Source organism: Granulosicoccus antarcticus IMCC3135, assembly GCF_002215215.1.
In the GTDB taxonomy this organism is placed as follows: Bacteria; Pseudomonadota; Gammaproteobacteria; order Granulosicoccales; family Granulosicoccaceae; genus Granulosicoccus; species Granulosicoccus antarcticus.
In genome coordinates this window covers 845,370-867,488 of record NZ_CP018632.1, presented here as the reverse complement: position 1 = coordinate 867,488, position 22,119 = coordinate 845,370, and the positions used below count along the sequence as shown (strand labels likewise).

Here is a 22,119-nt window from a genome sequence, read left to right as displayed (position 1 = left end):
GATTGCCAGTCTGAGTACAAGAACCAAATACAGTGCCCGGACTGGTCTGTTTTATCAGTCCGGATGTTAACCCCTGAGTAGTTGTATGAGACGGGAGAGCTTCAAATGGACACTCATCGTTACATTAGATTCGTTACCATCATGAGTGCCGCAAGCTTTACCACCATGGCAAGCATGCAGAGTGATGCAGACCATACGACTTCAGAGGCCGTTGATTCAATAATTCTGATTGCACCAGATGATAGCGAGAAAAACATTTTGCTAGAACAGGATGGTGCAGTCTTGCATTTTCAGGACCATGCAAACGATTCTGGACCAGATGCATCAGAGGATACCGGCACACGAATTGGCGCAGCCCTCAGTCCACGCGCCCGATACGAATTGCCGCCAGTAACTCTTTGATATCTACCGGCTTCTCCAGGTGGGTGTCAAACCCTGCCGCTAGGGAGCGCTGAAAATTCTCGCTACCGGTATGCCCGGATAACGCGATGAACCGAGTGTCTGGTGAATCGAGCTGGGCCCGCATGAGCTTTACCAATTCCAACCCGCTCATATCAGGTAGATTGATATCCAGAATGACTACATTCGGCCTCAAGTCGCAGAGCCTTTGCAATGCGCTTTTTCCATCGTGCGCACAATCTGCCCGTATACCTTTTCTTTCCAATAGCCTTTGCAAGCTGCGACAAACATCAACAGCATCAACAATCAATACTTGCAAGCCGGTACTGCCTTCAGCTAATTCCCCTGAGCGCTCATCGGGCAAGCTACCAATGGCGCCAGTCCCATTCCCCGCTTTATCGGCACTGGCCGCGACACGCCTCCTTTGATCTTCCAGAGCCGCAGGCTCGATTTGCTGTGTGTAGTGTTTGATTGTTGTCAGTAAGTCGCGGGAATTAACAGGCTTGCTCAAGTAGGCGTCACAACCGCTGGTCAGGCAGATAGTCATATCGGCTTGCAGAGCGTCGGCGGTCAAAGCCACGATCGGAGCCTTGAACCCCATGCCTCTGAGTTGCCTGGCCGTGTTGTAACCATCAAGTCTTGGCATTTGCATGTCAAGCAATACAAGATCGATCAAAGGACTTCCCGCCTCCATCGACTCCCGGACAAGCGATAGAGCATCAATACCATCCTCTGCCGTGCAGACGGTTGCAGACGCTTTTTCGAGAAACCGTTTGACCATGACCCTTACGTCACGCTGATCGTCCACCACCAGAACACAGCAGTCCAGCTTTATATCATTCGCTGCCGGCTCCTCGACCATAACCGCGTAATCACTGTTCACCGTGATCAGTGGCTGGGCAGAGACATCACCCACGGCGATGGTAAAACTGAAGCAACTTCCGCGGCCCGTTTCGCTATCGACAACGATCTCGCCCCCCAGCAACCTTGCCAGTCTCTGACTAATGGCAAGCCCGAGTCCGGTACCGCCAAACAGGCGACTGACGGAATCATCTCCTTGTGAGAACGGTGTGAACAGGCGAGTCTGTATTTCGCTGGACATGCCAATACCACTATCCACCACACTGAAATGCAGACGAGACCCATCTTCCTGTCCATACGTGACCAGTAACTGCACACCGCCTTCCTCGGTAAACTTCACAGCATTGCCGATGAGATTGACAAGAATCTGCTGCAATCGTCTTGGATCACTATTGATGGTGGCGGGAATATCGGTTCGGTATTCCACATTGAAGCTCAGATTCTTTTCACTGGCTCGCGCTTTCATCATCGACAGCACATCAGTGACGATATCCTGTACGGCAAACGACGTGTTATCGATATCCAGCTTGCCTGCCTCGACCTTGGACAGGTCTAGAATGTCATTGATGATGTCGAGCAGGAAATGACCGTTGCGCCTTATGATGCTCAGAAATTCAAGTTTCTCCGGATCCTTCTCCTCCATGCCCAAAAGCTCGGTATATCCTAGAACCGCACTCATCGGTGTGCGAATCTCATGGCTCATATTGGCAATAAATGCACTCTTGGATTCATTAGCCACTTCGGCAGCTCGTCTGGCTTTACGCAAGCTGTTCTCGAATTCATGTTGCTTTGTGACATCACCACTGGAGCCGGCAAAACCAAGAAACTCACCCGTGTCGGACAGGCGTGGCAAGCCCACCGACTCCAGCCATCGCCACTGTCCTTCCGCATTTCTTACGCGCGCCTGAGCTCTGAACACACGTCTCTCTCTAACGCAGACATCAAACTCCCGAGTGTATTCATCCACATCATCGGGGTGTATCAGCTCCCGCCAGTCCTGTCCATTGGCACAGGTCAATTCTGCTCCAAAAAACTCCCGGAATGTTCTGTTGACAGTTTGTAGCTGTCCTTTGACATCATGCACCCAGATCAGATTTGGCAGATCGTCGATCATGTTTCGAAAGCGATTTTCACTCTCCAGCAAGCGCCCGTCCGCTGACTTCTGCTCGGTGATGTCGCGTGCAGCCAGAATGCTTTTATAGGGTTGCCTGCTACCGTGCACATTCTTGAAGTAGAACTGCATGCGCACTTCCACCCAACGCAAACTACCATCCGAAAATTGCAACCTGTGCTGACAATGAATCGAATCACCGTCTGAAGATGCCAGTTGTCTGTCTATAAGGGCATGCACCCGTGCCCGGTCATCTTCATGGATGAACGTATATAACTGCTCTCGATTGACGCATGAAACCGATTCATCCAGCCCATAAAGTTGAGCTGCCTCTTTGGTCAAGTGAGCTGTATTGGACAAATAGTCAATTTCTGCCAATGCCAGATTAGCCACAGCCACACCGACTCGCAACCGGTTTTCACTGGCAAGCAGAGCCTGTTCAGCCTGCTTGCGTTCACTGATATCAACACCCGATGGAATCAGGAACTCGACGGCTCCCTGTTCGTCATACAAAGGTGCCAGCATGAAATCTATCATCAGCGTGCGATCATTTGTCGAGGCCAGCGCCACATCGAATCGCACCACCTCACCTTCAAAGGCATGCTGCATCGCCTCCCGGATACGCTGCGATGTCGCCTTGTCATGACTCCAGAAACTTGTTTCGGCGAAGTGCTTGCCGATAACCTGCTCTCGACTTGTACCGGTGATCGACATGGAGGTGTTATCCACTTCCAGCAAGGTCCCATCAAGATCGATTATTCCCACCAGGCCCAGTTGATGATCTATAACCCGTCGCAAGCGCTCCTCTTGATTGATGGCCTCGCGCGCTTTTGCCAACAGGCCTTCTTCCCGGTGTCGTTCACCAGTAACATCCCTGCATATACCGGACAGAGCAACTTTGTTGCCTGCATGATCAAATTGTATTTCACCCTCTTCCGACAACCAGCAAACCTGGCCATCCGACTTCGTGAATCGATAGGTGTTTCGATAATGTGATTGATCTGGTGTGCAGAATGCAATCGCACGGTCTCGCTCAAGCCTGTCACCTGAATGAATCCTGACAAGATACTCTTCGTTCTCCAGCGACTCAGGAACACCAAGCTGTCTGGACAGCCCTCCCTGGCGTAACATCTGCCTATCAGAAAAATCCAGATGGAAAGCATCCATATTCGCGGCAAGCAATGATTTGCGTAGCATCTCTTCGCTTTGCTGAAAATTCACTTTCTTATGAGAGAGTTGGCTGGCAAGCTTTTCCCCCATGACCCTGGGCTTCAGTAAATATTCTTCCTGATCGTCCACGACCGCCCTGGAGTCCCAGCATTTCGGCTGGGAAGCATGGGAAAGTGTCCAGGCTCCAGCATTTTGCAATGTCAGCAACCCCTTTATGCCGTCCCCCCCCACTGCGCCGAGCAGAATACCCACAGCATGGGGCGCATGATTCTGTGCAAGTGAGATGAAAAACTCATCAACGAAACGTGAATGGCCACCATGGTCAGCGTTTGGTATTCCTGATTTACTGATCGACAGGACATACTGCTCGATCGAAATACTGCTATCCGAGGGCATCAGATAAAGATTGCCTGCCTGGAGTTTGATCCCGGAATTGCACTCGATGATGCTCAAGCTTGTTGATCGACTCAAATCAGCAAGTTTGTCCTGACCCTCATCACGATCCTTCTCGAGATAGATGACGATAATGTCATCAAGCAAAGCCTCTTTGCAGTCCAAACCCTGCAAGAACTCACACAGACCCTCTTGCGCATTTCGAGGCGCAGCAATTGCCACGATAATTGGCCCAGCGGCGTTTTGCACTGTATTAGCGGATAAGTGTCCCGCAGACCCGCTTATAACCACCTCGTCAGTCTCACTAGCAGTCGGTATTTGATGTCGAACACGTTGGACAGGCTCTATCCTGGGCAGCTTGAACGAGTTTACACCAGGGAGAGCCCTGTCAGACCGGTCACCGACAGAGTGGGTATCAATGAGCGAGCCCAATAACCGAACCGGAACTTCTACCGAAAAATGATCTGGCCTCGTACGGAACGCCAAGTCCACAGCCGCCTTCCTGAATCAGTATCTGCAGTTGCGTTGTTGTGAACGATAAGGAGGTCGGACTGCACACCGGATGTTCGAACGCGAAGGTTACTCGGGCCTGTATTTACAAGCATTGCGCTAGGCGAGTGAGGTAAGCTGAATGGGTGATCTGGCTTGAATTTACAGCCGTCTGAACGCCGACAAGTGATGGTGATGACCATGGCTTTCTGGTGGCCGTAGCAGCCATGATCTCGGAGAATACTCACTCAACAGGAGCTTCACTTGATAAAGGGTTGTGAGCAATCCATCGACCTTGCTGCCTGTGTGCGTCGTCAATGGCCCCAGCAGATCGAACACGCTGTATTTGTAGTCAACAAGGACAATCGAGTCCTTTTTGCAAAGGGCTCAACTGACAATTTTGTCCAGCATGACTTCTCCGGACTCTCAACGGAACTGCCGGATATCACGATTGTTGCCCGCAGAGGTTTGAAGTCACGTCTACGCCCACTCCTGTCGCGAGTCTGGCGAAACGAGACACCTGTCAACACCCCGGCCCGGGCCTACAGGAACGGCACTTATCATCATTGTCATGTCCATATCAGCAAGCTTGAAGGCTGCCAGGATAACGACAATGTATTGATGGTTCTTTTGCACCCCAATTATCCGGACAGAGATAACGCAAAAATCGCAGAGGGGCACGCAAGCTTCCCGATTGATTCAGACCAGGTTATAAGGAAAAACCACGATCATGTGAAATCGCTGCAGCAGGCGCGTCGAATGAGCGTAGCAGCGAATGATTCAAAGAACATGTTCCTGGCCAATATGTCACGTGAAATCCGTACGCCCATGACAGCAATTCTTGGCTATACGGATTTACTCATCGAAAAAGAGCCGAACAACGAAACGCTGCAATACCTGCAGACGATCAACCGCAATGCCGAGAACCTTTTAAGCATCATCAACGACGTACTCGATTTATCAAAAATCGAGGCTGGAAATATTGAACCCAGTAAAAAATCGTTTTCCCCCACTGAACTCATGGTTGATATTTCAGACACCGTATCCCTGAGGGCGAGAATGAAACGGATATCACTCGAGTGCAATTGGTCACCCGATATACCGGCCCTGATTCAGACTGATCAAAAACTTCTCAAGCGAATCATCATCAATCTGATTGGCAATGCCATCAAATTTACCGATAAGGGCGGCGTAACATTACTCATCCAGTATGAACCTGAAAAGCTTGCCTCTTCAAACTTTGAATCCGGCGGCAAGTCCTTACAAGGGGGAACCCTGAACTTCATCGTCAAGGATACGGGCGTAGGTATCGGAGCCGAGCAAAAATACAGACTTCTCAAACTTTTATCAGAACCCGGCACTGAGCTTTCTCAACAGGACCCTGATCAAGGCCTGGGACTGGTCATCAGCCAGAACTTGGCGAGAAAGCTGGGCGGTTCAATCAGTTGTGAAAGTGAAGCGGGGAAAGGTAGTATCTTCACACTATCAATTCCGGTACCTGACACACCCGCCATCATACCAAGGGTATCAGGTGCTCCATTTATCCGACAGCCATTGCGGACACAGTGACTCGCGAGGCAGACAAACAGACGCACTTGAGCTATGCAGCCCCGAGCCCATATAAGCACCTACTGTAGAATTCTTACAACTCTCACCCTCAGCTTGCTGGCACTTGCTGGAAATGCTGCCGCTCATGAAATCGGCGTGGGCGTTTACATGAAGCCTGAGTACCAGGGAGCGGACAAGTACCAACCCGTAGTATTGCCATCTGCCAAAACCCTCCTGGGGCCAGTCGGACTGACACTCAGAGGCGTAGAGTTGCAAATGGATCTGGTGCCTTCACCCAAGCTCAATACGGGTTTTGTCGTGCGATACGACGAAGGGCGCTCAGCCGATATTTCAGATAAAAATGTGCGCCTGATGGAGCCCATCGACGACGCCCTGGAAGTCGGCTTGTTCCTGCAATCCGGCATACCCGTGAACATGCTTGGCATCGATGATCCAGCTTTGATTATTGCCTCACTGGACATTACTGACACTTTTGGCGCCGGTCATGACGGCACCTTGCTATCGATTAGCATTGGCCTGCTTCGGGAGTTCTCCTCGAAAACGACTGCCATCGGTCAGCTCCAGCTGGCTTACGCTGATTCTGAATACAATAGTGCCTACTTCGGAGTCAATGAGAGTGACAGCAATCTTTCATCGCTTGCTGAATTCGAAGCAGACAAAGGACTTAAGGATATCGGGTTGGCCCTGACCATTATTCAGGAGTTTGACGGGCCCTGGTCTGGCGGACTGACAGTCAGCGTCAAGCATTTTTCTGATGAGCTGGCAGACAGCCCGGTAATCAGCTTACGAGGCGCAGAAGAGCAATGGACCGGCGGATTATTCACAAATTATCAATTTTGATATCTGCATGACCAGACACCAGACACCAGACACCAGACACCAGACACCAGACACCAGACACCAGAACAAGAGACAAGAGACAAGAGACAAGAGACAAGAGACAAAGACTCAGTTTAATCGAGCACCACTTAAGCGCTCTGATTTACAGCTCCGCAAACCTGTGACAGCAGGTAACTATTACAATTCAACCAACCGATCTGGCTTGGCGGTAAAAGATGTATTACCACTGACGCACGGCATCTTCATGAATTCACTTACTATTCCCATTGCGCACGCCCCAACCCGGGTGCCGTTGCCAATGCCTGTCTCGGCTATCAACTGCTCAGCATACGCAGTCAATACAGTCTCTGGCGAGCAGAGCTGATGCGCCTGCAAGCTGTGTCTGTCGTTAACAAGTTAACCGAAGGTCAGGACGAACACGCTACGGATGCCGACAAACAACAGATCGCTCGTGCATTTCTTCTGATTTGCTGTACAAACTTTTTCAGCAAATTTGCAGACTTGCTGGCCAGCCCCAAGATCACACTCACCTGGTTGATGCAGGCTTTGGGTGCCCCAGCTTTCGCTATCAGCCTGATAGTCCCGATACGTGAGGCCGGCTCAATGTTGCCGCAATTATTATTGGCAGGCCCTGTCACATCACGTCCGAAAAAACTGCGACTCTACCAGGCCGGAACCGTCTTTCAGGCCATGGCCATATTCGGTGTGGTTTTGACCGCCCTGACTTTTACAGGTCTTAGCGCTGCCATATTGATCGTCACTCTGGTAACACTATTCAGTTTAGGCAGATGCCTTTGCTCCCTGTCATCAAAAGCGGTCCTGGGAGCCGTCATCCCGAAGTCGATGCGTGGTCAGACTACCGGCTGGTCTGCAACCATTGCTGGTTTGAGCAGTTGTGCAGTTGCCGGGTATCTGCTGATGCAAAGCTCGGCAAAATCAATTTCCACCATCGTGGTTCTGCTGCTGATCGCCTGTGCATGCTGGTTACTGGCAAGTCTGGTCTACGGTTTTATTGATGAATCGGCATCAAGCCGTGACAATGGCAAGACTCGCTCTAACTCTCTAAAGCAGAGGCTAAGCTTGCTGCAAGAGGACAGCGATCTTGCAAAGTTCATTACCGTACGTGCCTTGTATATCTCTTCAGCGCTATTAGCGCCTTACTATATTCTGCTCAGTGGCAATAACGACTCGGGCATTCGTGTCCTGGGAGGCCTGCTACTCGCAGGTGGGCTGGCAAATTTACTATCCTCGGTTGTCTGGGGCCGACTATCTGATCGCTCCTCCCGTCGTACAATGATCCTGTCAGGTTTTCTGGTATTTCTATTGGGAGCCCTGACCTTGGTCATTTATATTGCCACCCCTGAGCTACTGCATACCAGCTGGCTTGTACCCCTGATCTTCTTCGGGCTGCAGATCTCTCATCAGGGCGTCAGGGTTGCCAGGAAAACCTATATCGTGGATATGGCCAGCAAAGAGAGGCGCGTTGACTACGTCGCCTTGTCCAATACGATCATAGGCGCACTGTTGCTTGCAACCGGTATTCTGCTGGGAGTGCTCTCCACTTTCTTCGAACCGATATGGTTAATAGTGATTCTCTCACTGATGAGTCTGGCCGGTGCGGTGCTGGGTAAAGGGCTTCGCGAACTCTGATTTCACGCGCTTCGACTGCAGGTGCTTTGAAAATTTTACCGATACAGGAACACGCCCGGCATCGGTATTTCTGGCTGTTAGACTGAATTCAGTTAACTGACATATCTTGCTGACACCTTCAGATGAAGGTCAGGCATCCACTGCATTTTGCAGACGGAATTCGGTCCAGTAACAGGAGGCCCACGAATGAACAGCTTCTCAACGTTATCGACTCTCGAAGTTGAAGGAAAGTCTTTCAGCATTCACAATATCACCGAGCTTGAAAAGCAGTTCGGTGTGAGTCGCTTACCCTTCTCATTGAAAATATTGCTTGAAAATCTGTTACGCCATGAAGACGGTCGTGACATTACACAAGAACACATCAAGGCATTGGCAACCTGGCAACCTGGCAGCGCCACCGCCGAACAGATCAGCTTCTCCCCGGCCCGCGTAATCCTGCAAGACTTCACAGGGGTTCCTGCCATCGTGGATCTGGCGGCCATGCGCGATGCAATGGCGGAGTTAGGCTCCGATCCTGCCTTGATCAATCCGCAGATTCCGGTCGATCTCGTCATCGATCATTCGGTCATGGTGGATCGATTTGCCTCCATGGATGCTCTGGATCTTAACCGCAAACTGGAATTCCAGCGTAACAAGGAGCGCTACCAGTTTCTGCGCTGGGGACAGGAAGCATTTGACAATTTCCGTGTCGTTCCACCGGGCACCGGCATCGTGCATCAAGTGAACCTGGAGTATCTGGCCGATGTTGTCACCGAGCGCCGTGAAGGTGACAAACTGATGGCCTTTCCAGACACTCTGGTAGGTACCGACTCTCACACCACGATGATCAATGGCCTGGGTGTTCTGGGTTGGGGTGTCGGTGGTATCGAGGCGGAAGCGGCCATGCTCGGACAAGCCATCACACTACTCATACCCGAAGTCGTCGGGTTTGAAATAACAGGCAAAATGCCAGCCGGCACCACGGCAACCGATCTGGTTCTCATGGTCACCGAGAAGTTGCGCAGCAAAGGAGTTGTTGGCAAGTTTGTCGAATTCCATGGTGACGGGCTTTCAAGTTTGCCACTGGCTGATCGCGCCACTATCAGTAATATGGCCCCTGAGTACGGTGCTACTTGCGGCATCTTCCCGATCGATGCCGAGACCTTGCGCTACCTGCGACTGACTGGCCGTGATCAAAGCCGTATCAATCTTGTTGAAGCTTACGCACGTGCACAAGGACTATGGCGCGAAGATGGTGACAAGGCAGCCAACTACAGTGACTCCGTGACGCTGGACCTCTCTGAGGTGCGTCCCAGCATCGCCGGACCAAAGCGACCGCAGGATCGCATTGATCTGTCCGAGGCCAGTGATCGCTTTCATCGTTACCTTGTTGACGAGGGCCGACTCGATGAGATGCCGCTTGACATCAAGCCAGCTAAGAACCAGCAGGAATCAAGGTTCGATAGTGAAGGTGGACACACCGCCATCGGCAGTGACCTCACGCCTCCCGTCAAGCACATTGACTTCGATCTGGAAGGTGCGCCAATGCGCCTGCACGATGGCGATGTGGTGATTGCAGCCATTACATCATGCACCAATACCTCAAACCCTGCAGTCATGATGGCGGCAGGGCTGCTGGCCAAACGTGCACGTGAGCGTGGCCTGACGGTAAAGCCCTGGGTCAAGACATCGCTTGCACCAGGCTCGCAGGTAGTACCGCAATATCTGGAATCTGCGGAGCTCATGCAGCCGTTGCGCGAACTTGGGTTCCATGTGGTCGGTTTTGGCTGCACAACCTGTATCGGCAACTCTGGCCCGCTACCCGAGGAGGTCAGCCAGGCTATTCGCAAAGGCAAGCTGGTGGCAGCCTCTGTGCTGAGCGGCAACCGTAACTTCGAAGGTCGGATTCATCAGGAAGTACAGACCAACTACCTCGCCTCCCCCCCATTGGTAGTCGCTTATGCACTGGCAGGTAGCATGCGCATAGATCTGACCACAGAACCGTTGGGAGAAGATGCTGACGGCAAGCCTGTCTTTTTGACCGATATCTGGCCAAGCGCCGCCGAGGTGGCAGAGGCCGTCGAGACGCATGTATCTTCAAGCCTGTTTGGCAAGAGCTACGCCGATGTATTTGAAGGCGCCGAGGAATGGAAGCGTCTGGATGTGCCAGGAGGCAATACCTATCAGTGGCCCGAATCCACCTATGTGAAAAAACCACCCTTCTTCGAAGGTATCAGCGCGAATATCGTCGACTCACCCATTATCAAGGATGCGCGTTGTCTGGTGATGCTCGGCGACAGCGTCACGACGGATCATATCTCGCCAGCGGGTGCAATTCTTCCCGATAGCCCGGCAGGTGAATACCTTCTGTCCCAGGGTGTTTCTCTGGGTGATTTCAACAGTCTGGGTTCACGCCGTGGCAACCATGAAGTCATGATGCGAGGCACATTCGCCAATGTGCGCCTGCGCAATCAACTGGCTCCAGGCTCGGAAGGCAGTGTGACGCGTCATTTACCTGATGGCGAATCGATGAGTATCTACGCTGCAGGCATGCAGTACCAACGCGAAAAAACGCCACTGGTCGTGCTTGCCGGGCGCGAGTACGGCACAGGTTCCAGTCGTGACTGGGCCGCAAAAGGCACACGTCTGCTCGGAGTCAGCGCTGTTATCGCACAAAGCTATGAGCGTATACACCGATCCAATCTCATAGGCTTCGGCGTATTGCCCCTGCAATACCAGGAAGGCGACGATGCCGAATCACTCGGTTTGAGTGGCGAGGAACGCTTCACCATCAGCTCGGCCGATCAGCACCCTGCCACGCTGGATGTACGAGCCGAGAATGACAATGGCAAGGTCGTGGAATTTACCGTCGACATACGTATCGACACCCCGGTTGAGTGGGATTACTATCGTCACGGCGGCATTCTTCACTATGTCTTGCGCTCACTTGCCAGTGACCAGAGTGAGGATGCTCTGTCGACTAGCGCGTGATGTCGGGTATCGGGTCCTGACAGCTGGCGATATCGATGTATGCAAGTCAAGCTATAAATTATTTTAATGCAAGTCTGCCTCTCTCATGAAAGCTCAATCGGCTTTTTGAGTGAGGCATAGAACTGCAGCATATGGAACTGACGATGAGCGAGCTCATAGACGGAGTCCTGCCCTTCCGGACACGCAGCGCGCGCCAGACACCCTGACCGGTGACAGTCTGATTGTTCGTTCTGGCGCAAATAGCTCGCACACGAAACCACATCGTATTTGCCTTCCGTAAAAGCGTTAACCGGACAAGCCTTCAAGCAGTCTCGTGCAACACACGAATCGCAGGCGTGCCGCTCGGTAGCGTGCTGCCTGGCAACGTGCCTCGCAGAAGAATGTTCCAACTCTTCAAAGCCCTCGACAAGCACTGGCAAGGCAATGGCAAACCGGTACGCATGCCACAGGCCATGTTGCGGATGCATCAGAATTCCCAACGGTGAAGAACGTATGTTCTCTGCTCGTTGCGCCCATCGAAGGAAGGGATACCAGGGGGGTCCATCGAATGGTAACAAGGCAGTACCACCCGACTTTTCTGCCAGCCTGCGCCCTACCCGAGCACTCCAGCGATCCATCGGATCAGCCTTGCCATCCAGGTATTCTTCTGATCGGGCAAAGTAATCCCATAGTGTCGATCCGGTTTGACCGAACAGCAGAACCCCAGAATGTATGCGACCCGACTCGTGCACCGGAATGATGTCACTGTCGTTCGTCCTGAATCCACCTCTTAGAACCAATCCATATTCAGAGGCCAAGACTCGAATCTGATGAATGCTTGGAAGGTCGTCCGCCATGTTGAAACCAGTCAATCGTTCGTTGGACTATGGAACTGGCCAAGGCTACACGAACTCGACATCTTTGTTGCCAGACGCTGTGACGACCCGATGCCAGCAAGACGGATATACTGCACCTTCTGGTCCACTACCAATGGTGACCAGACTGGATACAAGACCCAGTATTTCAGACTACTAAATTCTTGGAGAATTCATTTTGAACGGTGCCGAAAGCCTTGTCCGCTCGCTACTGGATGCGGATGTTGATGTCTGTTTCGCCAATCCCGGCACGTCTGAAATGCATTTTGTCGCCGCCCTGGATAAGGTCGGTGGCATGCGATGCGTGCTTGGCCTGTTTGAAGGCGTGGTAACAGGTGCAGCCGACGGCTATGCACGCATGGCGGAAAAACCGGCTGTCACCTTGCTGCATACCGGCCCGGGTCTGGCCAACGGCATTGCCAATTTACATAATGCTCGCAAAGCTGGCGTACCCATTGTCAATATGGTGGGCGAACATGCAAGCTGGCATATCGCACACGATGCACCATTAACCTCGGATATCGCAGGTTTGGCAGCTCCGGTTTCGCATTGGCTCAGAACCTGTGAGTCTGCTGCAAACCTGGCTAGTGATGGCGCTGATGCCGTTGCCGCGGCTGGTGGCTTACCGGGAAAAATAGCGACACTGATCGTACCGGCCAATACGGCATGGGAATCGTCAACTGGCAAGGCACAGTCAGATCCTTCTCCGACGCTTACAGATGATCAGGGTTCAACGCCTGAGGAAATTGATCCGGCAAACCTGCAACGCATCGCCGAAGTATTGAACAGCGGGGAGTCCGTTGCGATCGTGATTGGTGGTGCCGCATTGCGTAGCGATGCCTTGAAGTCTGTGGCTCGCATAGCAAAAGCCCGTGGTGCCAGCCTTTTCTGCGAGACTTTCAAATCACGTATGGAACGTGGTGCAGGTCGTGTGCCAGTCGATGCCATTCCATATCGTCTGCAGAGCGCCACCACCTTGCTTGAAGATTTTGAACATATCGTCGCTATTGGCACCAAACCACCCATAGCATTCTTCGCCTATCCTGATACACGCAGCGAGCTCTATTCCGAAAAAGCAGAAGCCCATCAGCTAGCCAGCTTGTTCCAGAATGTCCCTAAGGCACTGGATGATCTGGAAGCCATACTGGACACCACCGACGTTATCGCGGAACTACAGCCTCTTGAGCTTCCGGTACGTTGTGAAGATGGACCACTGACACCCGGCTCTCTAGCCAATGTGATCGCACGACTGCTTCCCGAAGATGCCATTGTTGTGGATGAGTCCGTTACTGCTGGCAGAGAAATCTTTGCTGCCACCCAGGGCTCTCACACTCATGACTGGCTGGAGGTCTGCGGTGGTTCTATTGGCGGCGGCTTACCTCTGGCCACGGGCGCAGCCATTGCAGCCCCTGACCGACCGGTATTCTGCTTCGAAGGCGATGGTAGTGCCATGTACACGGTGCAATCATTGTGGACTCAGGCTCGCGAATCGCTGAACATAACCACCATCATTCTAGCCAATCAAAGCTACGATATTCTCAAGTATGAGTTGGAGAATGTACAGGCCAGCAGTGGTGAAATCGCCCTCAGCATGATGGACTTGACACGCCCCAGCCTTGATTGGGTTGCCATGTCAGAAAGTATGGGCGTTGCTGCTCGCAAGGTTGCAACGGTGGCAGAACTTGAAGAGGCTCTCAAGCATGCTGCCAGCACACAGGGGCCGTTCCTGATTGAGGCACGCCTGTAGGGAAAATTTACTGCGCCAGACAAGAGAGCCTGCAGCACGCATACCGTTGCAGGCTCTCTTCCCTTGGCTCGTCAAGCAGTTATTTCAGCAATGCCAGAAGTTCGTTGGCTGCTGCTGCAGACGAGGCCGGATTCTGACCGGTGACAAGATTGCCATCACGCAGCACAAAACTTGCCCAGTCAGCACCTTTCTCATAAGTGCCGCCATTTTCCTTAAGCATATCTTCAACCAGAAAAGGCACAACATTAGTCAGGCCAACAGCCTCTTCTTCTGTATTGGTAAAGCCGGTAACACGCAAACCTGACACCAGTGGCTTGCCATCAGCACGAAGCGTATGACGAAATACCCCTGGTGCATGACAAACCGCACCAACCGGCTTGCCTGCCGTGTAAAACGTTTCAATCAACTGCTTGCTATCTGCGTCTTCCGCCAGATCCCACAAAGGTCCATGACCACCCGGGTAGAAGATGGCATCAAAACCTGCCGCATCGACGGTCGACAGTTTTTCGGTTGCAGCAAGGTGCTTGTTTGCCGCCTCATCCGCTTTGAAACGACGCGTGTCATCTGTCTGAGACCCTTCATCATCACTGCTCGGATCGATCGGTGGCTGTCCGCCTTTAGGAGACGCCAGAGTAATCTCTGCTCCAGCATTCTTGAAGACGTAATAGGGAGCAGCAAATTCTTCCAACCAGAATCCGGTTTTATTGCCTGTGTCGCCGAGTTGATCGTGCGAAGTTAATACCATTAAAATTTTCATATCTGAATTCCTTTAGTTAGAACCGACGTTTATTACGCGCTTGCCGAAGTTTTCACCTTTGAGCAAGCCGACAAATGCTGCTGATGCATTCTCAAGACCGTCGATGACCTCTTCGCGGTACTTGACCTTGCCTTCCTCGACCCAAGCACTCATCTCTTTCGCAAATTCCGGATAAAGATGGCCAAAATCATCGAATATGATGAAACCTTGTACTTTGATCTTCTTGCGCAGAATCTGACCCATCAGCCAGTTCATACGATCCGGACCTTCAGGTAGCTCAGTTGCATTGTATTGAGATACCAGGCCACATAACGGTACACGTGCATTGGGGTTGAGCAACGGGATGACAGCATCCAGAACCTTGCCGCCCACGTTTTCAAAGTAGACATCAATACCATCAGGACTTGCCTTGGCCAGCTGCTCTTCAAAATCTGCGGCCTTGTGATCGATACAAGCATCAAAACCAAGCTCTTTCACGGCGTATTCACACTTCTCAGGACCACCGGCAATTCCAACCACACGGCAACCCAGTATCTTGCCAATCTGCCCTACGGTTGCACCGACAGGACCGGTGGCTGCCGCAACAGCAATGGTCTCTCCAGCCTTGGGAGCTCCAATTTTGGTCAAACCAGCCCATGCCGTGAATCCGGGCATGCCCAGGATGCCAAGCGCCCATGATCTGTGTTCAAACTCTTTTCCCAGTTTGGTTACGCCGGTGCCGTCCGATACTGCGTAATCCTGCCAACCGCTGAAACTAAGTACGTAGTCTCCTGCAGAAAAGCCTTCCAGCTTCGACTCGACAACTTCTGCCACCGTACCTCCAACCATCACACCACCAATCTCAACCGGTGGTGCATAGGAGGGTGCATCACTCATACGCCCACGCATATAGGGGTCCAGCGAGAGATATTCAGTACGTAGCAACATCTGGTTTTCACCCGCTGTCGGAACTGCATTCTCCTCCAGCTTCAATGTATTCTGCGTTGGCTCGCCCTTGGGACGTTCTGCCAGTACGATCTGGCGATTGGTAGTTTTTGATTGAGACATGAATTTCTCCGTGTATAGCTAAAAGTTGTTAAATGAGGTGAGTGAATGCCATTGCCAAACTAGACCGGTCGTCTACTCATCAGGCAAAAGCATGAATTAGTGAATTGCAATTGAATATCAAACCACTGGAATCAGAACTTTGGTGACCCGCAGGGCTGATGTCAGAGCCGTGTTTTTTCGAGAAAGCCCAGCGACCAGGCTTGCACCCAACCATAGGTGATAGAGGGTACCGGCAAGCTCAGCGGAATCCTTATGGGCGCCTATCGAGCCATCAGCAACACCTTCGCGCAGTGTGTCTGCCAGACGATCAACAATGAACTTCACACTATGCTCCAGAATTTCACTCATATCCGGTGATAGCTCAGCCACTTCAGCTGACAGCTTGACGACCAGGCAGCGCTCTTCCGGGATGTCGCCGGTTTGCTGTTTACGCCACTGGGCAAAATAGGCAAGCAGACGTGAACGACCATCTTTGCCTGGGTGGTTCAGTGTATTGCTCAGTTTTTCTTCGTAGTCATTCGCAAAATCTTTCAACAAGGCACAACCATAGGCCTCCTTGGATTGGAAGTAATGGTAGAACGAGCCCTTGGGCACTCCAGCTTCCTTGAGCAATTCGCTCAAGCCCACGCCAGCATAGCCATTCAACGCCGTCAGGCGACGGCCTGTCGACAGTATATGTGTTTGAGTATCCGGGTTGCGTTTGTCCATGCACAGACTATAGGGACGATTAGACCGGTCGTCTAGTGCTTGAAGATCACAAATTTGTAAGACTTGACCCTGCCTCCAAAAACCTGAACCCGGCTCACTATCTGTCGCCTGCGAATGGCTATGAAAAAACATGCACGGACTGTACACGCTCGTGCCTTAGCCCTCGATTTCGGTGCCCGTATTTGTAAATTCGTGAAACGCGGCGCTCAAACGATGCTGGACAAGTCAGGTAATTTGGTTCTTGCCTTCTTCTGATAGGCCTGAAGAAATGAGGCATCAATCAGCTGTTCTGGATGGGCGCGTCGCAATCGATCCATCATGGTGGCCAGTATGATAGTGGTGACGCGTGCATCGTCGAGTGCCCTGTGACTTCTCCCCGTATCAATGTTCAATACGCGGGCTATCTCCCCCAGACGATGACTCGGAAAGGACTGAAAGACACGACGGGCCAGCATCAAGGTACAGACAAACTCACGATCGCATTCAAGCCCTAGCACCAGAGAGAGCTCCCGGCGCCAGAATTTTCTATCAAAGCTTGCATTGTGTGCAACAAGCTGAGCATCGCCGACAAAGTCCAGGGCATTCTGAAACACCTCGCATGGGCCTGGCGCACCAGCTACCATGGCATTGGAAATACCAGTCAGCTGTGTAATGAACGCGGGAATTCGCATCTGAGGGTTGATCAGCGAGGAGAATGTATCCACCTCCTTGCCACCTCGAAACAACGATATACCTATCTCGATAGCACGATCACCATCTTGCGGGTTCAACCCTGTCGTCTCAAAGTCGACTACCGCATAAGCAATGTCGCTGCTCACAACAGCATTCTGTGCTGCTTGAGGCGATGTTGAAAGTGTACTCATAGAAGAACAGGCAGGGCGAAAGAAGTCATGTAGCAAGTCGGTATTTCCAAAGAGCGGGCATTATCCCGTGCCAGCCGACAGACGGCAATGAAAGTCTCTCCCGTGCATGGCAAAGAGTTGAATACTGACAAGTTCACCCGCAAGTCATCATCGTGACATGTAACATCAGACGACCTCCAAAGCACACATTCCAACTCGAAATCTGTGCAATCTGTCACGTATAAAAATCATTACCTAAATGTCATATCCTCAGGAGTGGCTGCCCATGCGGCTTGCATTCACGTCAGGGATAACCGTTCCGACCTGTAAGGATGAATGCGAGCTCGAACTCGTTACGCTGCACGCAGAAGACGTGTCATACCGACTCGTCCAGTGTTCGTGAAGCAACAGGAGAGCAGCAATAATGTCCATACTCAACGGAAACCTCGTATTGGCCACAGCCATGACTCTCGTTCTGACGGGATGTGGCGGTACAGTAGAACCTGTGCCAGTAGACAGCGAGACCAGCTCAACAATCCAGGAATCAGCAACTGATACAGCATCACAAGCTGTTGATAGCACCACCACTGCAGTCGGAGACGCAACGGATACAGCAACACAGGCCGCTGATAACGCAGCCGGGGAAGCAGGAGACGCACTCAACCAGGCCTCTGACTCGGCTGCAGCAGCTCTGGACTCTTCAAAAGATGCCATCGCAGATGCTGCCGACAGCGCTGGCTGGACTGATCTGCAAGGCAACTGGCAAGACTCGATCGGCAGCATCAAGGATCGTTGGGCAGACCTGTCTGAAGAAGAGCTGTTGAGCGTTGACGGCGACCGCGATGCATTGGTCACTCTGGTACAAGAAAAATACGGACTGGATCGCGACACAGCTGAAAGCCAGGTAAGCGATTGGGCGTCAACTCTGTAACTTCAGAGCTTAACAACGCTAGTCATTCATGCCGTTGTAACGGCATGCTAACGAGGGGATCTTGTTCCCCTCGTTACTAGAGCTGTACTTGGCAGCCTCTTTAACAGGTACTTGCTGCAACGCGGATATACTTCATCGGACTTTGACACCTCACCGGAACATTCAAGCCCGATATGTCTCTAACCGAAGAACTGCAAACATCCTGCTCGGCCACCTGGAATGCCGTTACCCAGCATCAATTCTGTCGCGAACTCTCCGATGGAACACTTGCAGATAGCCGCATGGCGGCCTACCTGGTTCAGGACTACACCTTTCTGGATAACTTTGTGCGCCTGGCAGCTTCTGCGATAGCACATGCCCCTACATTACAGGATTCAATCCCACTGGCACAATTTCTGGCAGTCGTGACCGGCCCGGAAAACACCTATTTTCATCGCTCCTTCGAGGCGCTGGCCGTCACTGAACAGGACTGGAAAGAGCCCGAACTGTGGCCCGCCACCCAGGGCTTTCAAGCCATCATGACCGAAGCCAGGCTATCCGGCTCCTACTCACGCATGATCGCGGTTCTGGTCGTTGCAGAATGGAGCTACCTGGAATGGGCAACACCGTTCCACCCTGCCCCGGAAACACTGCCCTTCTACCTTGCAGAATGGATAACCCTGCATGCCGGTCCAGAGTTCGAAGGGCTCGTTGCCTACCTGCGCGGACAGCTGGAAGCAGCATGGCCAACTCTTGATGCTGAGGAAAAAGAGGCCGTTACCGACATTTTCCACCGCACCGTCAGCCTGGAAAAAGCCTTCTTCGACACCGCCCTCACCCCCTGAAGAAGGTCAGACCCTCATAACTAGCTGATTTTTAGGTATTTGTAGGCGTTTTTCACGGAAAAACGGCTCTTAAACCGATGAAATCGGGCATGTTTCCGGCCGTTTAGCAGCGCCTGAGTGCTGCTCAAAATACAGTGCCGTGCCCATTGCCGGTACTGCACTCCACAGATCCTGTTATTTACCGGAGTCAGCCAGCACCAGTTGAACCAGGTTAGCCAGATCCTTTGACAGCACTTTTGCGCTGACACCGGCGCGCGCTCGAAACACCAGACCCTGACGTAGATCGAACAATAGACGAGCACGCTCAGCGGATGGAAATTGGCGAGACAACCCCCCTTTCTTCTTTTCCAGATCAAACCGGGCAGTAATGCGCGCGTCTGTCGCCGCGATCGCCTCGTACAGCAGCTCGGACACGCCTTCTACATGGCCTGCGCTCGTTGAGACACACGAGACTAAAAAGCAACCCTTGGCCCCGCTGTCGTGATCAGTTGAGTAGTTGATAGCAGCATCCAGGAATGCTCGCACGGCAACGTGTATGTCCTCAATCCCTTCAATTGCGACCAAGGGTGCGCAGGCGTCATTGTTGGCATAACAATCAATCGCTTGCAGATACAGATTGTGCTTGTCGCCGAACTCTGCATACAGACTCGGGCTGTTGATCCCCATGGCCTCGGTCAGGTTTTTGACTGAAGCCCCCTCATAGCCACGCTCCCAGAACACATTGACTGCGGCTAGCAGGGCTTCATTCTTGTCAAATAATTTGGGCCGGCCTGCCTTTTTTGTAACGTTCATTAAAAAACACCTTGACTTTCATGTTTGCCCATATAATATAACGATCACTACAAAATAGCGAGTCACCTGAACACATGACGATTGAAAAACTACTACCTGGCAATACCTTTCCTGCAATGCAAGTACCCAATATCAATGGGGGAACGCTATCTCTAGGATCTGCGAAAGCACCACACGACTGGCAGCTGGTCATTGTCTATCGCGGTAAACATTGCCCTTTATGCAGCAGGTTTCTGAGTGAACTCAATGAATCATTGTCCTCTTTCAACGAATTGGGAGTCGATGTCGTCGCAGTATCAGCTGACTCTCAAGACAAGGCACAAGCGCAAGTCGAGCCTCTTCAACTTCAATTCGAAGTTGGCTACGGGCTCACGATAGAGCAGATGCAAGCACTTGGCCTGTTCATCTCCCACCCACGATCAGCAGAAGAAGCCGATCGACCATTTGCAGAGCCTGGCGCTTTTATCGTCAACGAATCCGGACAAGTACAAATAACGAGCATTTCGAATGTGCCATTCATTCGACCTCACCTTCCTTCCCTGCTTGCCGGTTTGGGCTTCATCCGTGATCCGAAAAACAATTACCCCATACGAGGCACTTACATCGATTAGCAGTAATCGCTATTCAACAACAATCACGTCCATCAAGAGAAATTTCCAATGCCCGACACTCAAACTCCAGAGCAACTACAAGTTCGACAAGCCATCGACGAACTGATTCAAACAGCAACCAGCTACAACGTCGATGTACTTGATCGTATCTATCATGATGACCTCCAGATCCTGATGATAGACACCGAGCACAACGTCAATACGGCTAACAAAGCCATGTTCACCGAGCTGTTCAGATCCAAGCGTGACGCAGGCGATCCACCTATGAAAACGTGGGCAAAATTTCACAAGATTGACGTGGAAGACAAGAATGCACACGTATTGCTGTCCCGTAAAAATGATCTGAATGGTCAGAATATGGATTTAACTCTCAGCATAGACATGGTGTTTGAAAGTGATCGATGGCAGGTCATGCGCGAAGTGATCTTCCTGCGCCCCGAACAAAGCTGATCCAATCCCACAATGGAAGCTACAGACATACCTGCTCAGGACGACAGTCCTCAGATGCTAAGGGATCGTGAAATAATTAAGTATCAATTTTCAGGTGTTCCTGGGGGACGCCCAGTCCGCCTGTCCGGCAAGGCGTGAGAAGGGCGAATAGCTTGCTATTCAACCGCCGAACAACGCCGCAGGGTAGGATGCAGGGACGACTGAAAATGATAGTTAATTGTTTCACGATCCCTAAGGTACGACATTCATGAGCTTCCCTGAAATTATCAAAATATGGCCATAAAGTTACTGGGCCTTCCACAAGACAACAACTCCAGTTTTCTAACAGGCCCCGCGCTGGCACCGGATCGCATTCGTGAAGCACTGCAAAGCGATAGCGCGAACCTGTTTACCGAGTCCGGATATGACTTGAGCGACAAGTCGCTTTGGGCTGATGCAGGCAATGTATCTCTGACAGGGCTGGAGCGGCAAGAAGCCTTTGATGCTATTCGCAGCAAGGTTTGGGAGTTGATCAATGCGGGTGGCAATGTTGTCAGTCTCGGAGGCGATCATTCGGTGGCCTACCCTGCGATCGACGCCCACGCCAGCCTGCATAAAGGACTGAACATCTTGCATATCGATGCGCATCCTGATCTGTATGACGATATGCTGCAAAACCCGTTCAGTCACGCATCTCCTTTTGCGCGATTGATGGAAAGTGGCAACATCGCACGGCTAGTACAAGTGGGTATACGCACCCTGAATGCACACCAGCGCGATCAGGCCCAGCGGTTCGGAGTAGAGGTTCATGAGATGCGGGATTTGAGCGGCGTTTCGGAAATTGCCTTCGATGGCCCAGTCTATCTAAGCTTCGATCTGGATGCGCTTGACCCAGCATTTGCTCCGGGAGTATCTCATTTTGAACCCGGCGGCCTATCTACACGCGATGTTTTAACCCTCATTCAAAGTTTTAGCGGTAAATTGATCGGCGCTGATATCGTGGAACTCAACCCGCATCGTGATCCTTACGGTATGACGGCCATGGTTGCTGCCAAGGTGTGCAAAGAACTGATAAGTCGCCTGCTCGATGATAAAAACGACGGATAAGATCGGTTCCGTGTCTAC

18 protein-coding genes are annotated in these 22,119 nt (G+C 51.8%); 11 read left to right on the top strand and 7 right to left on the bottom strand.

Going from position 1 to position 22,119, the window contains the following annotated elements:
• Positions 1–105: 105 nt before the first annotated feature.
• On the top strand, positions 106–402 hold the full coding sequence (locus IMCC3135_RS03735) for a hypothetical protein (RefSeq protein WP_088916368.1): 297 nt from the start codon (positions 106–108) through the stop codon (positions 400–402).
• On the opposite strand, the gene IMCC3135_RS03730 is transcribed toward IMCC3135_RS03735, so the two are convergent.
• Positions 359–4,156 carry a response regulator gene (locus tag IMCC3135_RS03730; RefSeq protein WP_205737889.1) on the bottom strand — a complete coding sequence of 1,266 codons (3,798 nt, stop codon included), beginning with the start codon at positions 4,154–4,156 and terminating at the stop codon, positions 359–361. The two genes, IMCC3135_RS03735 and IMCC3135_RS03730, sit on opposite strands and share 44 nt — an antisense overlap.
• A 531-nt stretch (positions 4,157–4,687) precedes the next feature.
• Between IMCC3135_RS03730 and IMCC3135_RS03725 the strand changes: the two genes are divergently transcribed.
• The 4 genes from IMCC3135_RS03725 to acnA all read left to right on the top strand — a co-directional run bounded on the left by IMCC3135_RS03725 (position 4,688) and on the right by acnA (position 11,452).
• Positions 4,688–5,992 (top strand): sensor histidine kinase, encoded by a 1,305-nt coding sequence (locus IMCC3135_RS03725; RefSeq protein ID WP_088916366.1) that lies wholly within the window; start codon positions 4,688–4,690, stop codon positions 5,990–5,992.
• 33 nt (positions 5,993–6,025) lie between these two features.
• Entirely contained in the window at positions 6,026–6,832 is an 807-nt protein-coding gene (locus tag IMCC3135_RS03720) for a MipA/OmpV family protein (protein ID WP_088916365.1), read from the top strand.
• Positions 6,833–7,195: 363 nt separating this feature from the next.
• Positions 7,196–8,482 carry an MFS transporter gene (locus tag IMCC3135_RS03715; protein WP_088916364.1) on the top strand — a complete coding sequence of 429 codons (1,287 nt, stop codon included), beginning with the start codon at positions 7,196–7,198 and terminating at the stop codon, positions 8,480–8,482.
• A gap of 186 nt (positions 8,483–8,668) precedes the next feature.
• The gene (gene acnA / locus IMCC3135_RS03710) at positions 8,669–11,452 is read left to right on the top strand and encodes an aconitate hydratase AcnA (RefSeq protein ID WP_088916363.1); all 2,784 of its coding nucleotides are present in this window, start codon (positions 8,669–8,671) and stop codon (positions 11,450–11,452) included.
• Positions 11,453–11,535: 83 nt separating this feature from the next.
• Here acnA and IMCC3135_RS03705 read toward each other — a convergent pair whose 3' ends face one another.
• Positions 11,536–12,288, bottom strand: a complete 753-nt coding sequence (locus IMCC3135_RS03705; protein WP_088916362.1) for a 4Fe-4S dicluster domain-containing protein — start codon at positions 12,286–12,288, stop codon at positions 11,536–11,538.
• 196 nt (positions 12,289–12,484) lie between these two features.
• On the opposite strand from IMCC3135_RS03705, the gene IMCC3135_RS03700 reads away from it, so the two are divergent.
• Positions 12,485–14,053 (top strand): acetolactate synthase large subunit, encoded by a 1,569-nt coding sequence (locus IMCC3135_RS03700; RefSeq protein ID WP_088916361.1) that lies wholly within the window; start codon positions 12,485–12,487, stop codon positions 14,051–14,053.
• A 79-nt stretch (positions 14,054–14,132) separates the two neighbouring features.
• Here the strand turns inward: IMCC3135_RS03700 and IMCC3135_RS03695 are convergent, their stop codons facing one another.
• The 4 genes from IMCC3135_RS03695 to IMCC3135_RS03680 form a co-directional block, all read right to left on the bottom strand.
• Positions 14,133–14,810, bottom strand: a complete 678-nt coding sequence (locus IMCC3135_RS03695; RefSeq protein ID WP_088916360.1) for a type 1 glutamine amidotransferase domain-containing protein — start codon at positions 14,808–14,810, stop codon at positions 14,133–14,135.
• Between the two features lie 12 nt (positions 14,811–14,822).
• Positions 14,823–15,857, bottom strand: coding sequence for an NADP-dependent oxidoreductase (locus IMCC3135_RS03690; RefSeq protein ID WP_088916359.1), 1,035 nt, complete (start codon positions 15,855–15,857; stop codon positions 14,823–14,825).
• 117 nt (positions 15,858–15,974) lie between these two features.
• Positions 15,975–16,565, bottom strand: coding sequence for a TetR/AcrR family transcriptional regulator (locus tag IMCC3135_RS03685; protein ID WP_088916358.1), 591 nt, complete (start codon positions 16,563–16,565; stop codon positions 15,975–15,977).
• Between the two features lie 206 nt (positions 16,566–16,771).
• A complete protein-coding gene (locus tag IMCC3135_RS03680) occupies positions 16,772–17,383 on the bottom strand; it encodes a 3'-5' exonuclease (RefSeq protein ID WP_157735744.1) in 612 nt (203 codons plus the stop codon).
• Positions 17,384–17,831: 448 nt separating this feature from the next.
• Here IMCC3135_RS03680 and IMCC3135_RS03675 point away from each other — a divergent pair, with 448 nt between their 5' ends.
• Together IMCC3135_RS03675 and IMCC3135_RS03670 are read left to right on the top strand one after the other, a co-directional pair.
• Entirely contained in the window at positions 17,832–18,338 is a 507-nt protein-coding gene (locus IMCC3135_RS03675; RefSeq protein ID WP_088916356.1) for a CsbD family protein, read from the top strand.
• Positions 18,339–18,511: 173 nt separating this feature from the next.
• Positions 18,512–19,162: a TenA family protein gene (locus IMCC3135_RS03670; protein WP_088916355.1), complete on the top strand. Its 651-nt coding sequence runs from the start codon at positions 18,512–18,514 to the stop codon at positions 19,160–19,162.
• Between the two features lie 174 nt (positions 19,163–19,336).
• On the opposite strand, the gene IMCC3135_RS03665 is transcribed toward IMCC3135_RS03670, so the two are convergent.
• Entirely contained in the window at positions 19,337–19,954 is a 618-nt protein-coding gene (locus tag IMCC3135_RS03665) for a TetR/AcrR family transcriptional regulator (protein ID WP_088916354.1), read from the bottom strand.
• A 74-nt stretch (positions 19,955–20,028) separates the two neighbouring features.
• Here IMCC3135_RS03665 and IMCC3135_RS03660 point away from each other — a divergent pair, with 74 nt between their 5' ends.
• From IMCC3135_RS03660 to speB, 3 genes are all read left to right on the top strand, one after another.
• Positions 20,029–20,565, top strand: a complete 537-nt coding sequence (locus tag IMCC3135_RS03660) for a peroxiredoxin-like family protein (protein ID WP_088916353.1) — start codon at positions 20,029–20,031, stop codon at positions 20,563–20,565.
• Between the two features lie 48 nt (positions 20,566–20,613).
• Entirely contained in the window at positions 20,614–21,015 is a 402-nt protein-coding gene (locus IMCC3135_RS03655; protein WP_088916352.1) for a DUF4440 domain-containing protein, read from the top strand.
• 273 nt (positions 21,016–21,288) lie between these two features.
• Positions 21,289–22,101 carry an agmatinase gene (gene speB, locus IMCC3135_RS03650; protein ID WP_088916351.1) on the top strand — a complete coding sequence of 271 codons (813 nt, stop codon included), beginning with the start codon at positions 21,289–21,291 and terminating at the stop codon, positions 22,099–22,101.
• The last annotated feature ends 18 nt before the right edge of the window (positions 22,102–22,119 follow it).